This is a genomic window from Arthrobacter sp. NPDC058130 (assembly GCF_042884475.1).
GTDB lineage: Bacteria > Actinomycetota > Actinomycetes > Actinomycetales > Micrococcaceae > Arthrobacter.
In genome coordinates, this window is the sequence record NZ_JBHVTV010000013.1 from 51,822 (window position 1) to 66,065 (window position 14,244).

The 14,244-nt window shown below is 67.5% G+C and carries 13 protein-coding genes and 1 tRNA gene; 6 read left to right on the forward strand and 8 right to left on the reverse strand.

The window, feature by feature from the left end; translation table 11 throughout:
* Positions 1–138 precede the first annotated feature (138 nt).
* Positions 139–1,761: an ATP-binding protein gene (locus ACFVTM_RS18815; protein WP_390205526.1), complete on the reverse strand. Its 1,623-nt coding sequence runs from the start codon at positions 1,759–1,761 to the stop codon at positions 139–141.
* Between the two features lie 21 nt (positions 1,762–1,782).
* Positions 1,783–2,523, reverse strand: coding sequence for a response regulator transcription factor (locus tag ACFVTM_RS18820; RefSeq protein ID WP_390205419.1), 741 nt, complete (start codon positions 2,521–2,523; stop codon positions 1,783–1,785).
* 593 nt (positions 2,524–3,116) lie between these two features.
* Between ACFVTM_RS18820 and ACFVTM_RS18825 the strand changes: the two genes are divergently transcribed.
* The 5 genes from ACFVTM_RS18825 to ACFVTM_RS18845 all read left to right on the forward strand — a co-directional run bounded on the left by ACFVTM_RS18825 (position 3,117) and on the right by ACFVTM_RS18845 (position 7,036).
* A complete protein-coding gene (locus tag ACFVTM_RS18825) occupies positions 3,117–3,746 on the forward strand; it encodes a hypothetical protein (RefSeq protein WP_390205420.1) in 630 nt (209 codons plus the stop codon).
* 546 nt (positions 3,747–4,292) lie between these two features.
* Positions 4,293–5,156, forward strand: a complete 864-nt coding sequence (locus ACFVTM_RS18830; RefSeq protein ID WP_390205421.1) for a winged helix-turn-helix domain-containing protein — start codon at positions 4,293–4,295, stop codon at positions 5,154–5,156.
* A gap of 415 nt (positions 5,157–5,571) precedes the next feature.
* Entirely contained in the window at positions 5,572–5,775 is a 204-nt protein-coding gene (locus ACFVTM_RS18835; protein ID WP_390205423.1) for a dodecin family protein, read from the forward strand.
* Between the two features lie 55 nt (positions 5,776–5,830).
* Positions 5,831–6,358, forward strand: a complete 528-nt coding sequence (locus ACFVTM_RS18840) for a SixA phosphatase family protein (RefSeq protein ID WP_390205425.1) — start codon at positions 5,831–5,833, stop codon at positions 6,356–6,358.
* Between the two features lie 138 nt (positions 6,359–6,496).
* Positions 6,497–7,036, forward strand: coding sequence for a hypothetical protein (locus ACFVTM_RS18845; RefSeq protein ID WP_390205427.1), 540 nt, complete (start codon positions 6,497–6,499; stop codon positions 7,034–7,036).
* A gap of 18 nt (positions 7,037–7,054) precedes the next feature.
* Here the strand turns inward: ACFVTM_RS18845 and ACFVTM_RS18850 are convergent, their stop codons facing one another.
* The 5 genes from ACFVTM_RS18850 to ACFVTM_RS18870 all read right to left on the reverse strand — a co-directional run bounded on the left by ACFVTM_RS18850 (position 7,055) and on the right by ACFVTM_RS18870 (position 12,913).
* Positions 7,055–7,747, reverse strand: a complete 693-nt coding sequence (locus tag ACFVTM_RS18850; protein WP_390205428.1) for a hypothetical protein — start codon at positions 7,745–7,747, stop codon at positions 7,055–7,057.
* Between the two features lie 8 nt (positions 7,748–7,755).
* Positions 7,756–8,418 carry a TetR/AcrR family transcriptional regulator gene (locus ACFVTM_RS18855; RefSeq protein ID WP_390205429.1) on the reverse strand — a complete coding sequence of 221 codons (663 nt, stop codon included), beginning with the start codon at positions 8,416–8,418 and terminating at the stop codon, positions 7,756–7,758.
* On the reverse strand, positions 8,415–10,508 hold the full coding sequence (locus ACFVTM_RS18860) for a YhgE/Pip family protein (protein WP_390205431.1): 2,094 nt from the start codon (positions 10,506–10,508) through the stop codon (positions 8,415–8,417). The genes ACFVTM_RS18855 and ACFVTM_RS18860 overlap by 4 nt, the downstream gene beginning before the upstream one ends.
* Positions 10,505–11,203, reverse strand: a complete 699-nt coding sequence (locus tag ACFVTM_RS18865) for an ABC transporter ATP-binding protein (protein WP_390205432.1) — start codon at positions 11,201–11,203, stop codon at positions 10,505–10,507. Before ACFVTM_RS18865 ends, ACFVTM_RS18860 begins: the two co-directional genes overlap by 4 nt.
* 174 nt (positions 11,204–11,377) lie before the next feature.
* Entirely contained in the window at positions 11,378–12,913 is a 1,536-nt protein-coding gene (locus ACFVTM_RS18870) for a dihydrolipoyl dehydrogenase family protein (RefSeq protein ID WP_390205434.1), read from the reverse strand.
* 214 nt (positions 12,914–13,127) lie between these two features.
* Here ACFVTM_RS18870 and ACFVTM_RS18875 point away from each other — a divergent pair, with 214 nt between their 5' ends.
* Positions 13,128–13,883 carry a FadR/GntR family transcriptional regulator gene (locus ACFVTM_RS18875; RefSeq protein WP_390205436.1) on the forward strand — a complete coding sequence of 252 codons (756 nt, stop codon included), beginning with the start codon at positions 13,128–13,130 and terminating at the stop codon, positions 13,881–13,883.
* Between the two features lie 95 nt (positions 13,884–13,978).
* Here the strand turns inward: ACFVTM_RS18875 and ACFVTM_RS18880 are convergent.
* Positions 13,979–14,052: transfer RNA gene (locus ACFVTM_RS18880), tRNA-Arg, on the reverse strand.
* Positions 14,053–14,244: the final 192 nt, after the last annotated feature.

The window sequence follows — 14,244 nt, forward strand, 5'->3', positions numbered from 1 at the left end:
GCACAAATGGCGGCCGCACCCCAACGACGCTACAGGACCTCGGCGCTTAAGTCACATTTTGGTAACAGGAGTCACAGCGGCGGGGTGTCGGCTTGCGCGGGACTGACGGTGGAGGCGAGGCAGGATTTCCTGCGGGGACTACGCCGACGGCGGCGCCGCGGGCAGCCGCACCGCAAACTCCGTGCGTCCAGGCCGGGAGGTGACTTCAACGGTGCCCCCGTGGGCCTCCACGATCGACTGGACTATGGACAAGCCCAAACCGCTCGTGCCTTCCGACGTCGGGGTGGCAGCAGCCGCGCCGGCACCGCCAGGGCTGCCGGAAGAAACGCCGGGTGCACCGGAAGCGGCACCGGAAGCTGAGCTGGGGCCGGCCCCGGACCGGGCCCCCGCCGTCGCGACAACCGGCGCATTTGCCGGGGTGGCGGCGGGATTGGTGCGCGCGGCGTCGGCCCGGGCAAAGCGGGCGAAGACCCGGCCGATGAATTCCGGGGCGATGCCGCTGCCGTTGTCCGTCACGGTGACCACGGCGCTTCCGTCGGCCGAACGCATGACGCCCGTGACCACCTTGGTCCCTGGGTCCGTGTGCTTGCGCGCATTCGACAGGAGGTTGGCGAGGACCTGGTGAAGCTGGCTCGCATCGCCGCGGACCACCACGGGCTCCTCCGGAAGTTCCAGCTGCCAGACGCGGTCCGGAGCCATGACTTTCTCATCGCTCACCGTCTCGATGGCCAGCTGGGTGAGGTCGACGTCGCTGATCTTCAACGGCTGCCCCTCGTCCAGGCGCGCCAGCAGCAGCAGGTCCTCCACGAGGGTGGTCATCCGTTCGGACTGGCTTTGCACGCGGGCGAGGGATCTCTGGCCGTCGGGGGTGAAGTGCTCGGTCATCCGCATCAGCTCCGTGTAGCCGCGGATGGCCGTAAGCGGCGTGCGGAGTTCGTGCGAGGCGTCGGCGACGAACTGCCGCACCTTCATTTCACTATCCTGCCGCGCCTCGAGGGCGTTGGAGACGTTGTCCAGCATCTGGTTCAGCGCGTAACCTACGCTGCCCACCTCTGTTCCTTGGTGGGCGGCCGACGCCGGGACGCGCACCCCGAGGGCCACCTCGCCGGCGTCCAGCGGGAGGCGGGAGACCTTGGTGGCCACCTCGGACAGTTGTTCCAGCGGCTTCATGGTCCGCCGGATCAGGGCCGTGCCGGCAAGGCCGATCAGCACGAGTCCGCCAGCGGACACCACCACCATGGTCCAGACCAGCGAAGTCAGGGTATTTTCCTTTTCTGCCAACGGAAGACCGGTGACAATCACGTCGCCATAGGGTGTGCGGACGGCGGTGAGCCGGTAGGCGCCGGCCGAGAGGGTCCGGTCCACGGGCACACCGTTTGGGGTGAGCGCTAGGAGGACCGCGTTGTCGTCGGGGGAGAGGCTCTTGCGGGTGGCGTCCCCGGCCAGGAATCCGGGGTTGCTGACCTCGCCGTCCTGTATGCGGGCATTGAGCGTCCCGATGCCCTGGCCCCGGGCTTCGAGGGGGTCGGGGCGGCCGCCGCCGGTGCCGGGCAAGGGCCGGACGAACTCGCTGGACCGGTGCGAAGCGTTGCTGAGCTGGTCATCGAGCTGCCGGGTAAGGAACAGGTCCATCGAGGCATAGCTGAACAGTCCTACCGCGCCGCAGATGGCGACGAGCAGCGCCATGGCGACCAGGACTAGCCGGGTGCGCAAATGCCACGTAGACGGGTTGCGCCAGTCGCGTCCGGGGACGCGGGTCATGCCGGAAAGAGTGGGCACTGATCAGTCCGCCGGTTTCAGGACATAGCCGGCGCCGCGCACCGTGTGGATCATGGGAGCGTGGTTGGCGTCGACCTTCTTGCGGAGGTAGGAAATGTACAGTTCCACGATGTTCGCCTGCCCGCCGAAGTCATAGTCCCAGACCCGGTCTAGGATCTGGGCTTTGCTGATCACCCGTTTGGGGTTTTCCATGAGGTAGCGCAGCAGCTCGAACTGCGTGGCGGTCAGGTGCAGTTCCTCACCGGCCCGGGTGACTTCGCGGGTGTCGACATTGAGCACCAGGTCGCCCACCACCAGTTCGGCGGTGTCCATGGCGGCCACGCCGGAGCGCTGGACCAGCCGGTGCAGGCGCAGCAGGACCTCTTCCATGCTGAACGGCTTGGTGACGTAGTCATCGCCGCCGGCCGCCAGGCCGGTGATCCGGTCCTGGACGGCATCCTTCGCCGTCAGGAACAGCGCGGGCACTTCCGGCGCGAACGCGCGGATCCTGCTCAGCAGCTCGACGCCGTCGAACCCGGGCAGCATCACGTCCAGCACCAGTACGTCGGGGCGGAACTCTTTGGCGAGCCGGACCGCAGCGGGTCCGTCTGCCGCCACGGCCACTGACCAGCCGGCCATCCGCAGCCCCATGCTCATGAGTTCGGAGAGGCTGGGTTCGTCATCCACCACGAGGGCGCGGATGGGGGAGCCGTCCGGATGCGTGAGCTGGGGAAGGTTGTTGGTCATGGAGTGCGGAGTGGCCATGGGACAACTCTCCGATCTGCCGGTTAGGTGGGGCTTTGGGGACCCTGTGCGGCACCTGTGAATCCCAGCCTAGCGAGCTGGAAGACTTTACGGTGCCGGGTGGGGCACTGCGGCAGCACTGAATCCGTCCCTTCTTTGCCCTGCCCCAAAGGTCACAGGCCCGGCTGTCGGCCCGCACAGCCCAGGCACAGGATCGCTCAGCACTCTGGGGTGAATACCGATCCGCACCCAAAGGAGAAACACCATGAGCGGTCAGCATCCCGGAGCCGGTTCCGGCCCAGCCCCCGGCAACGCTGCGGCGCCCGCGCCTGTGACCACGCCCCAGGCGGCCGGACAGATGGACGCCGCACCGCAGGCGGCCGGGCAGTACGACGCAGGACGCCATGACGCAGGACGCCATGACGCAGGACCCTACGACGGTGGCCAGCCCGACGGCGGCCAGCTCGACGGCGGGTGGCCGGCAGCGGCCGCTGCGCCCGGCTGGGGTGCGCCCCCGGCTTCGAACGTTCCGACAACGGCGCCGGGGTGGGGCATGCCGCGGCAGGAGCAGGCGGTGCCCGCAGCTGCCGCCGGCTGGGGTGCGCGGGGAGCCGGTGCCAAGAAGCCTCGACGACGGCCCCCTGGACGCTCAAGCGCGGGCTCGTCGTCGCCGGGGCCGCAGCAGTCCTGGCAGCGGTACAGGTGCCGGGGTCTATGCCCTGACCTCAAGTTCAGCCGCAGCCGACGGGACGGCGGGCGCGGCCGCTGGCGGGGCTGCCGGTGGGGCGGCCGGCGGCCAGGGCTTCGCGCCCGGAATGCCCGGCTCGGCGCAGGGCGGGTTCGCGGGAGGCGGAATGCCCGGGCAGGGCGGTCCCGGCGACTTCGCCGCCGGTGGGATGGGCAGCGGATTCTCCTCGGCAGTGCATGCCGAATACGTCGTGCTGCAAGGCAGCGAGTACACCACCATGGCCGAGCAGTTGGGCGTTGTGAGCGAGGTCAGCTCCTCCTCCGTGACGGTCAAGAGCAGTGACGGGTTCACTCGCAGTTATGGCTTGGGCAGCGATGTGGTGGTGAGCAATCTGCAACAGCGGCGCCAGCAGGCTGGCGGGTCGGGCACACAGCTGAGCGTGGCGGATATCGTCGCGGGCGGAACGGTTCGGATCGTGGCGGCCAAGGACGGTTCCGGCTACACGGCGACCTCCGTCATGGTTGTCGCGGCTACCGCTACGGGCCAGTCCAACTAACCCGCTGCCGATGCCGACATTGCCTCCGTGCCAGGCGGCAATGTCGGCATGACCACTCCGTGGACCGCCTGGCTGGGAATCGCGGGAGCGTCCTGTTTTGCCGACTTGCCATGCTGTGAATTGTTTTGGCCATTCAGCGATTGCGGCCGAATAATATTCGGTAAACGCGGTCTTTTGACTCTTGGGTGGGAAAAACACTTGTTATTTTATTGCCCGGGGCAGAATTGTGACTTGCGCTACAATTTCCCGTTCTGTCTCACTATGTGGAACCTGCGGTCCATTGTTACTTGCACGTTCGCATTGTTACGTTGCACACTTCAATTGTGAACAAGAACTCAACAGCACCTGCAGCCGCAGCTATCTGGATCAGCACACCCGCTGTTACCGAGATGCGCTGTTGTCGAATGCACGCCTAACTTTTACACCCCTGAGAGTTTCTAGGCATTCGCCCCCCAGCCCAGAGTCGGGCGCCCCTCCCCAGTTTCATTGCGGGGAAAGAAGCATTCGAGCCGCGATGACGGCCATTCACATTGAGGTAAGCAATCCATGTCAGTTGCATCCGGATACGTCCACATCTCCGTCCGTAACGCTAGCAAGGCCGGTCAGCCCTCCGGGATCCGCCAGGGCTTTGGCGGCCGCTCGGCGTTCGCACCCGCCGGTTCCACCGGCAGCTTCCCGGCCCCCGGATATGCAGCACAGGGCTACAACCCTGACTCCTACGGCCAGCTCCGCGCCGTTCCGCCCGCACCAGCTACTGCCCCCACGCCGGTGATCGCGCCGGGCGCGGGCAGCCCGGTCCGTTCGGCCCCCAGCGACAACGTCGCCCGCGGCTTCGTGCTCTACATGGGGATCGACGAGGAAACCGCAGCGGCGGCCGGCACGTCAATCGCCAAGCTTGCCCAGGAAATCCGGGCCTACGCCCAGTCGCTCGTTGCCGGGGCAGAAAGCTATGCCGCCGTCGCCGTAGCGCCGGCCAGCGCCCCGGGTTCCGCCCTCGACGTCGTCCGTTCAACCTTTGGCGACCCGACCGCAGGGGCCCGGCAGCGGACCGAGACCGCCCGCCTGCAGCAGCCACAGGATCCGCGGCCCTCCGGCGTGCTGATCGATCTCGCCCGCCGTGAGGTGCACCTCGACGGCGAATCCCTGAACCTGACGTTCAAGGAATTCGAGCTCCTGAACTACCTCGTGGAGAACGGCACCCGCACCGTGGGCCGTGACGAGCTCCTCGAGGGCCTGTGGCGGAACGCCGAAGAGGTCCCGAACGAGCGGACCATCGACGTCCACATCCGCCGCCTGCGTTCCAAGCTCGGCCGCCTCGCCAACACCGTGCGCACCGTGCGCGGCCAGGGCTACCGCTTCTACGAGCACCCCGAGGTCGTAGTATGGGCCGCTCCGGAATACTCGATCTAGCCTATTCTTAGCGCAAAAGCGTCCGTCCCTGAACTGGGGCGGCCGCTTTCGCTGTCTCCCGTGCTCGCTGCACGCGCTCCGCGCGCCACTTTGCCGTGCCTTAGCGTTCGCTGGCTCCCTTGACCTCGCAAGCTCGGACAAGGAATCCGGCCAGCTCTCTTCCTCCTTCGTTCCTCAGTCGGCGATGCGGCACTACGCAAAGTGCCGCCCTCCGCGCTTGCTTGATGTGCCGCTGTGCTGCGGCGCCCTGACTCCCCGGAACCTGCCCTTGTGCGTGGGCTGGCTGACGGGCATGTGCCTCCGCGGCTGGGTTGTCCTGCATATGTCTCCGCCGCTTGGGGTGGTCGTTGGACCCTGTTGGCGCGGTGGGGTCCGGCGTAGTCTCTGAGCGTTGAGCCGACTATTGGAGGAAGAGATGTCTGTTGCGCGGATCACTACCCTGAGTGCGAACTCCAAGACCTCGTTTGATGCTGCCATCAAGGAGGGCATCGACCGGGCCAACAAGACCCTGCGCAATGTCACTGGCGCGTGGGTGAAGGAACAGAAGGTTGAAATCAGCGGCGGCGTGGTGGTTGCCTGGCATGTCGTGCTGGAGGTGACCTTCGTCCTCGAAGACTGAGCAGCCGCTGGCCGGAGGCAATCCTGGGGACCAGGCGCCGCACTAGGATTGGGGCATGAGCGAGCATCACATCAAGCGACTTGTGATCATGAGGCATGCCAAGTCCGACTGGCCCGGCGGGGTGGCCGATCACGAAAGGCCGCTTGAAGAGCGCGGCCACAAGGATGCCCCCGTCGCCGGAAAATGGCTGCTCAAACACGGCGTGGTCCCTGATTTCATCCTCTGCTCCAGCGCGCTGCGGACCCGCCAGACCTGCACGTGGGTGTGCCACGCGCTCGGGGACAAGGCTCCGACACCCAAGCTCGAGGACGGCCTGTATGCCGCGTCCGCCCTGCGCATGCTGGCGGTCATCAACCACGTCCCGGACACCGTGAACACGCTCATGGTGATATCGCACATGCCCGGGGTGCAGGACCTCGCCATGCATCTGGCGTCCCGCGACTCCGATCACGACGCCTATATGGACGCAGCCACGCGCTATCCCACCAGCGGGCTGACCATCCTGGAAACGGAGAAGTCATGGGCCGAACTGGACGGGCAGGATGCCAAGCTGACCCATTTCAAGGTTCCCCGCGCCAAATAGCCGCCGGCCGGCCGGACTAGGGTGCCGGAAACCATGGCTACCGGCCCCGTTCTGCGGTTTACTGTTGCTGATTGCTGACGTGGTTTGTCCAGCGGTTATAGGGGCAGGTTAGGCAACCGGAGAAGAGGGTGGGTCAACGTGGATTCAGGGCAGCTCATAGGAATTGTTATCGGCATCGTTGTGGTGCTGGCCATTGTTGCGGTGGCAGTCATGATCAGCCGCAAGCGCAAGGTGGCCGCGGACCGGAACAAAGCTGCCGAGATGCGTGAACAGGCCAAGGCTGACGAATTCTCCGCGCGGGAACGTGAGGCCAAGGCAGCGCGGGCCGAGGCCGACGCGCAGGAGGCCGCCCTCGAGGCCGAGCGCAAGCGGAAGGAAGCCCTCGGTACCAAGGAAGAAGCCCAAAACGTCCGCTCCGGCGCACAGGAGCAACTGCGCAAGGCCGATGAAATCGACCCCGACGTCGTCACATCCGAACGAGACGACGCGGCCGGGGAAACGCCGACAACCCGGGCGGACTTGCGCTCAGACAGGGCAGGCGCCAGCCCGGTTTCCGGCGATCAGGTGCCCGGCGAGCACACGTCCGGCGACCAGCGCAGCCGCGAGGACGTGACCCGCAGCGACACCACCCCGGGGCCGGATACCACCCCCCGGGACGACCGGCCAAGAAACCTCTAAGCCTCCGGGAGCCCGGACTCAGCGGCGGGCGGAGGTCCGGGCGGGAGACTTGGCGGTGGGCGGCTTCGCGGGTGACTTTGCCGCGGGCGACTTTCCGGAAGGCGCCCTGACTGGGGCCTTGACCGGTGCTTTCACTGGTGCCTGCACCGCTGACTTGGCTGCGGGCCGGGCGGGGGCCCGCGGAGCCGCCGGGCGCGGGGCTGTACCCCTCGGCGTGGGACGTGACGCGGACGGCCGCGGGCTGGCGGACCTGGCTCCCGCGCCCCGCGCGGCGGCCGCCGGGCGGCGCCGCTGAGCATAGCCCGGGGTACGCCGGCCATGGCTCCTTCCGGGCAGGACGGTGCCGGCGAACAGCAGCAGCAACGTGACGGCTCCTGCGGCCGCAGCGAGATAGAAGTACAAATCCGGATGCGCGGAATCAACGCGTGTGGACAGGGCATCGGGATCGGGGTTGAAGGCCAGTCCCCACTGGCGCAGGAATGCGACCCCGAATGCGATGAACAGGGTGCTGCCGATCCCGCTCGCGACCAGCGTCTTGTGCCGGCGCCGGACCACCACCTCCGCCACGCAGGCCACATAGGCCGTGGCGGCAGCCCCAATGAACCACACAAGCACCCATTCGTGGAGGGTGACCCCGGTCAGGACCAGGAGTGCCAGGGCGGTGAGGAACGCTCCGATGGCGATCTTTCCGTTGGTACCCATGTGACGCATGTGAACAATCATGCCTGAGCGGGCGGCTGCTTCACGACGTAGCCGCGCATGGAGGACATAATTGCCGCCACACTTTGCTGCCTGGTCCGCTCCGGGTTGTACGTCTGGCGGTCCAGGCCCACCACGAAGCAGGCCCCAAAGATGGCCGTCTCAAGGCTGCCCCGGGATACGGCGGGGTCCACCGGATAGACGGCGGCCACACCGTCTATGGCGGTGCCGATCACCGCGAGCAGGCGTCCGCGGAGCTCCGCGAACGTGTCCTGCCATTCGCTGGGGGTCCGCCAGTTTTCGCTGACCCAAAGCCGGGCGAAGGACGGGTACTCGGCCATGAAGTCCATGGCCTGGCCGATCATCTCCTCCATGGCGGCCAGGGGATCGGCGGAGTCGTCCCGGACGCTCAGGAGCCGTGCCATGAGGATGTCCACGCCGTGGCGCAGCAGCTGGGCAATCAGGTCCGACTTGCTGCCAAAGTTGTAATACACCGTTCCCTTGGACACGCCGGCCGCCGTGGCGATCTCGTCGACCGTCACGCCCGCCGCGCCCCGCTCTCCGATCAGCTCCATGGACGCCTCGAACAGTTTCTGCTTCGTGGCGTTCGTGCGGGCGGGGCGGAGCTTTTTCTCAGCGTCCCCGGAGCCTGCCGGGCTGCCGCCGCTGTGGCTGGTGGTCATACGGCGATCTCCGGTTTCAGCGTCTTGAGGGTCCAGTATTTGTTCTTGCGGACGGCAATCGTGGACATTGCCAGTCCCAGCAAAGTGTAGCCAACCAGTCCCAGCATGGTGGGCAGGATGATCGCCAGGTCCGCGCCGTAGATCAGGTGCCGCATACCGCTGACCACGTAGCCCATTGGCAGGACCTGGTGCACCACATGCAGCGGCTCGGGCGTGGTCTGCCACGGGAACGTGCCGCCCGAGGAGACCAGCTGCAGCACCAGCAGGATGAGCACCACGAGCTTGCCGGGCGAGCCCAGCAGCGCCACCACGCCCTGGATGATGGCGCTGAACGCCATTGCGGCCGCCAGCATGAGGAACCACATCAGCACGGGGTGCGCGGGGTCCAGTCCGAGGCCCACATCCACCACCAGGGTCAGCAGGCTCGCCTGAACGGCGGACACCGCCAGGAACGGAAGCCAACCGCCGGCCGCAATCTTCCAGGCCGGTGCATTGGAGGCCAGTGCGCGCTGGGTGACCGGGCGCATCGCCTGGACCAGCATGAAGATGCCGATCCACAGGGCCAGCGTGAGGAAGAACGGTGCCAGCCCGGCGCCGTAGGACCCGGCCTTGGCCTGCGAGACGTTGCTGACGGCGACGGGGTCGGCCATGACCTTGGAGAGGCTGTCCTTCTGGGCGTCGTCGGGGTTGGGGACCTTGCCGGCGCCCTGGGCGAGTTCCGCGGCGAGCGTTCCCGCCCCGTCGGCGGCTGTCGCGGCGCCGCTTTCCAGCTGCGCCGCGCCGTCGTCGAGTTTCTGGGCACCCTGCGCCAGCTTGCCGGTGCCATCGACGGCGTTCTGCTCGCCGGCGGCGAGGGCCGCCGAACCGCCGGCGAGCTGGTCCGCCCCCGCCGAGGCCTTGCCGACGGCGTCGCTGAGGGCGGGCGCGGCGCCGGCCAGTTGCGCGGCGCCGTCGCTGACGGCGGCGGACCCGTCCGCCAGCTTCTGCACCTGGGCAGCGGCAGCCTGCAATTTGGCGGCGGCTGCAGAAGCCGCCGTGGACGCGGCGGGCGGAGCGGGCGGCGCGGCGGTCGCGTCGACGTCGGCCACTACCTTGTCGGCCTGCTCCTGGCTCAGGACGCCGGCGGCGACCAGGCGGCCGGTGGAGGCAACCACCCTGCTCCGCTGGCCTTGCGCGGCGGCTTGCTGCGCGGCCTGTTCCGCGGCGGCGAGCTGTCCGGGGATGGCCTGGACTGTGTTGTTAAGCGCGGTGTTGAGGGCGGCGTTGCCCGCGGCCACCTGGGCGGCGCCGTCGGCCAGCTTTTGTGCGTCGGCGGGCAGCGCTGCCGTCTTGTTGTTGAGCTGGGTGAGGCCGCTGCTGAGCTGGCTGGCCCCGTTGCTGAGCGAGTTGGCGCCGTCCCGCAGCTTGACTTGGCCGTTGTACAGCTCGGCGGCGCCGGCTTTGAGTTCGCCCGTGCCCCGGTGCAGGGTGACAGTGCCGTCGTGGACCCGGGCGACGCCGTCGGCCAGTTGGCCTGCGCCGTCGGCGGCCTTGAGCATCTGCGTGTGGATGGTGCCGAACCCGGTGAGGAGTTTGTTGGCGGTTTCCTCGCCCACCTCCTTGGCGACCGTCGTGTGCACGGCGGTGGTCAGCTTGTCCACGATGGTGCTCAGGAGGTAGTTGTTGGCATCGTTGGTGGTGACATTGAGCATGGCCTGGTTGGCGGCGTCGAAGCTGCCGGGGGAGACCAGGTTTTCGGAGAAGTCCTTTGGGATTTTCAGGGCGAACGCATAGGTGCCGTTGCTGACGCCCTGGTCCGCTTCCTCCGTGCTGGCGACTGTCTTCCAGTTGAAGACGTGGCCGTCCACGAGGCTTTCGGCCACCTTTCGGCCGGCCTCCAGCCGTGTGCCGTCCGCAGACTCCGCGCCGGAATCCTGGACCACCAGGGCAGCATCGATCTGGTTCAGCTTGCCGTACGGATCCCAGTTGGCGTAGAGGTAGACGGCACCGTAGAGCAGGGGAACCAGGGCCAGGGCCAGGATAGTCAGCTTGGGCAGCAGACCCCCGGTCATGCGTTTGAGCTCGGAGCGGGCCAGCCGCAGCACAGTCACTTTGCGTCCTCTGTTTCAGGTAGGAGGGTTTCGGGGGTTTCAGGTAGCTCGTCTGTGTGGGGTTCGGCCCGCAGGACGGCGTTTCCGATCGCGGCGGCGGGCCCGGTCCAGCCGTCGGGGATGCGGGTGACGGTGGCGACGACGGCGAGCGGCCGGCCGGCGTCTTGCGCGAGTTCCTGCAGCCGCGGAAGCCAGTCGCCGGCATCGCCGCTGTGCCGGTCGGGGGAGTCCACCACCAGGAGATCGGTGTCCGGATTGGCCAGGGCGAGTGCCGTGAGGAGCCCGGTCCGCCGACCGGCCGGCAGCTGCTCGGTCCACAGCCCGGCGATATCTTCGAAATTGTTGAGCTTTAGCCAGGGCGTGCTGCGCAGAATGCCCCGCCGGCGGCGCGGCAGCAGGGACAGGTCTTCCGTGACGAGGTCGCGGACGCTCAGGTGCTGTTCGGGCTCGTTGACGCCGGGGGAGTCGACCACGGTGCTGGCCTGCCGGAGCACCTTGATCCGGGCGTTTCCGTCCCAGTTCACGATCCCGGAGGAGGGCCTCATGCGTCCGCTGAGGGCCAGGGCCAGGGCCGTCCGCTGATCCTGGCGCACACCCTCGACGAGCAGGAGCTCACCCCGTGCGGCCTCCAACGAGGTGGGCGGCAGCAGGTCATCCCTCCGGCCGGTCACGGAGAGCTGTTGTACGCAGAGCAAAGCAGGCCTTTCGCAGAAACGATGTCTGCCTCAAGGCTAACTGAACTGACCAGTCAGTTCAAATAGAATGGTCCGGGGGTGATGAACGAGACGTGCCGGCAGCCCGTGCGGCAGGCCGAAACTGCAGACCGGGTCGCGGCCTGGGCTGCTGTGCCGGATGCGTCTTGGGCCGCTTCAGAGGCCGTATTCCTCCAGTAGGCGGAGCCAGACCTCGCTGATGGTGGGATAGGAGGGCACGGCGTGCCACAGCCGGTCCAGCGGCACTTCCCCCACCACCGCAATAGTGGCCGCGTGCAGGAGTTCAGCCACATCCGGGCCGGCGAACGTGGCGCCCAGCAGCACCTTGCGGTCCTCATCGATGACCAGCTGCGCCCACCCTTCATAGTGCTCGGCGTGCAGGGAGGAGCCGGCCACCTGGATGGGAAGCTCCACGGTGGAGGCCCGGAAACCGTCCTTTTCCGCCTGCGCCAAGGTCCGGCCGACATTCGCCAGCTCCGGGTCGGTGAACACCACATTCGGCACCGCGTGGTCATAGGCGGTCTGGGCGAAGGGGGTCCACGGGGCCGGCTCGCCGGTGAGTTCGCCTTTGGCCCGGGCCGCGATGGCGTCTCCGGTGGCCCGGGCGCCGTACTTGCCCTGGTGGGTCAGCAAGGCTCGTCCGGCGGCGTCGCCGGCGGCGTAGAGCCACGGGCTGCCGGACACCTCGTTATCAGTTGCGCGGTGGACTAGTCCGGTGGAATCGGTGGTGATCCGGAGGGGCTTGCCCTCCGGCGCGGAGAGCCCGACGCTGTCCAGGCCGAGCCCTTCGAGGGAGGGGTGCCGTCCGGTGGTGACAAGCAGCTTGTCCGCCGTGACCGTATTTCCGTGGGCCGGGCCGGCGGCCGGACCGTCAGCGGAGCCCGCGTCCGTGCTGCCCGGGCGGTCCCCTTGGGGGCCGCCGTCGAGCACAACGGTGAGGGAACCGTCGTCGTTCTCACGCACGCTCCGCGTGCCGGTGTGCAGGCGAAGGTCCACGCCGTCGGCGCGCAGCCCGGCCGCCACCAGCTCGGCGGCCTGCTCCGGGAAAGCACCCAAGAGGCTGCCGCGGGCCACCAGGGTCACGGAGGCGCCAAGGCGGGCGTAGGCCTGGGCGAGTTCGACGCCGGCAACCCCGCCGCCGAGGATCGCAAGCCGCGCCGGAACCGTGCGGGCGGAGGTCGCCTCCCTAGTGGTCCAGTATTCGACGTCGTGAAGCCCCTCTACCGGCGGCTGGTTGGGGGTGGATCCCGTGGCGACCACCACGGCGTGCCGGGCTGTCAGCGTGTAGCTGTTGCCGTCCAGCCCTGCCACCTCCACCTGCCGCGGTGCGGTGATCCAGCCGTGGCCGCGGATCAGTTCGATCCCGGTATCCTCCACCCACTTGACCTGGCCGTCGTCCTGCCAATTCGAGGTGAAATAGTCCCGGCGCTTCAGGACGGCTGCCGGATCCAAGGTGCGGGTGACAGCTTCCTGGGCGCCGGGGACGGTCTGGGCGCCGTGCAGCGCGGTGCCCGGCCGCAGGAGTGCCTTCGACGGCATGCAGGCCCAGTACGAGCACTCGCCGCCGACCAGTTCGGCCTCGATAAGTACCGCCGTCAGGCCGCCCCGGACCACACGGTCCGCCACATTCTCGCCCACAGCGCCTGCGCCGATCACAATGACATCGAATTCCCGCTCAGGCTGTGCCGTCATGGCAACAGCCTACGCCGGGGCGACGGCCGGATCCGGACTGGCGCTCCGGGCCCTGCCGGTGCCGGGTTCCGGTGTAATGTGCCGGGCAATGCCCTTTGCAGGACCGGGCGCGGTCGCTACTGTTGGGACCATATTGGGGGAGGAGGCGGCCATGGCCGCAGGCAACATGACAATAGGCACTATGACAACCGGCGCAACTGCAACGGGCGCCGCAGTGAGAGGCAGTACAGCAAAAGGCGGCACAGCAAAAAGCGGCACAGTACCGCTGGCGAGATTCAGTGCCCAGACGCGGCTCCGTGCGCTGCAGTCCGACATCCTGGAGCTGATACTGGAGCGCGATCTTGTGCCCGGGGACCCGTTGCCCACGGAGAACGAGCTCACGTCCGCCCTGGGAGTTGGCCGCAACACGCTGCGGGAGTCCCTGAAGGCCCTCCAGGCGCTGGGGGTGATTGAAATCCGCCACGGCTTCGGCATGTTCGTGGCGCCCAGCAATTTCGAAGCCCTGACCGACGGGCTCACGTTCCGGGCCCGGCTGTCGCTGCGCCATCACGGCCAGGAGGCCCTGCAGCTCGTGGAGGTCCGGCAGGCGCTCGAATCCGGCCTGGTTGGCGCCGCCATGGATCGGATCAGCGCGGAACAGCTGGCCGCCGTGGAGGAATCCGTAGTCCGGATGGAGGCGTTGGCCGCTGCCGGGGAGCCGTTCATTGAGGCCGACGCGGAGTTCCACCGCAGGCTTTTCGAGCCGCTGAACAACGATCTCCTGATCAGCCTGATGGATGTCTTCTGGAAGGTCTACCGCAGGATCCACCTCGAACTTGGCGGTCCGTACGCCGTCGACCTCGTGGCAACGGCCGCGCAGCACCGGGGGATCTATGAGGCCGTCGCCTCCGCGGACAAGGCCCTCGCCGCCGAGCGGCTCAGCACCCATTTCGACGGGATCCGCACCATCATTACCCAGACGTCGGCCTGATCCCCGCTGCCCTGGCTGCGGTTGCCCCCGCGTGTGCGCGAAGCGCTTAAGCAAAAGATCCGCCCCGGCGAACCGGGGCGGATCTTTTTCTTCTGTGCGCCCAAAGGGATTCGAACCCCTGACCTTCTGTTCCGTAGACAGACGCTCTATCCAGCTGAGCTATGGGCGCATTCTCGGCTCTGGAGAACTTCTCGCTCCCCGAACCTCGAATTACTTTACGCGAGGCCGCGCCCAGTTACAAATCGAGGGGGGTGTAATTTAGCCGACTAGACCGGTCTACGTGACCTTAGTCACAAAAAGGGGCAGTTTCGGCCGGCAAGTTCCTTGAATTTCCGCGGTTTTTGATTTACACCACCCAAGT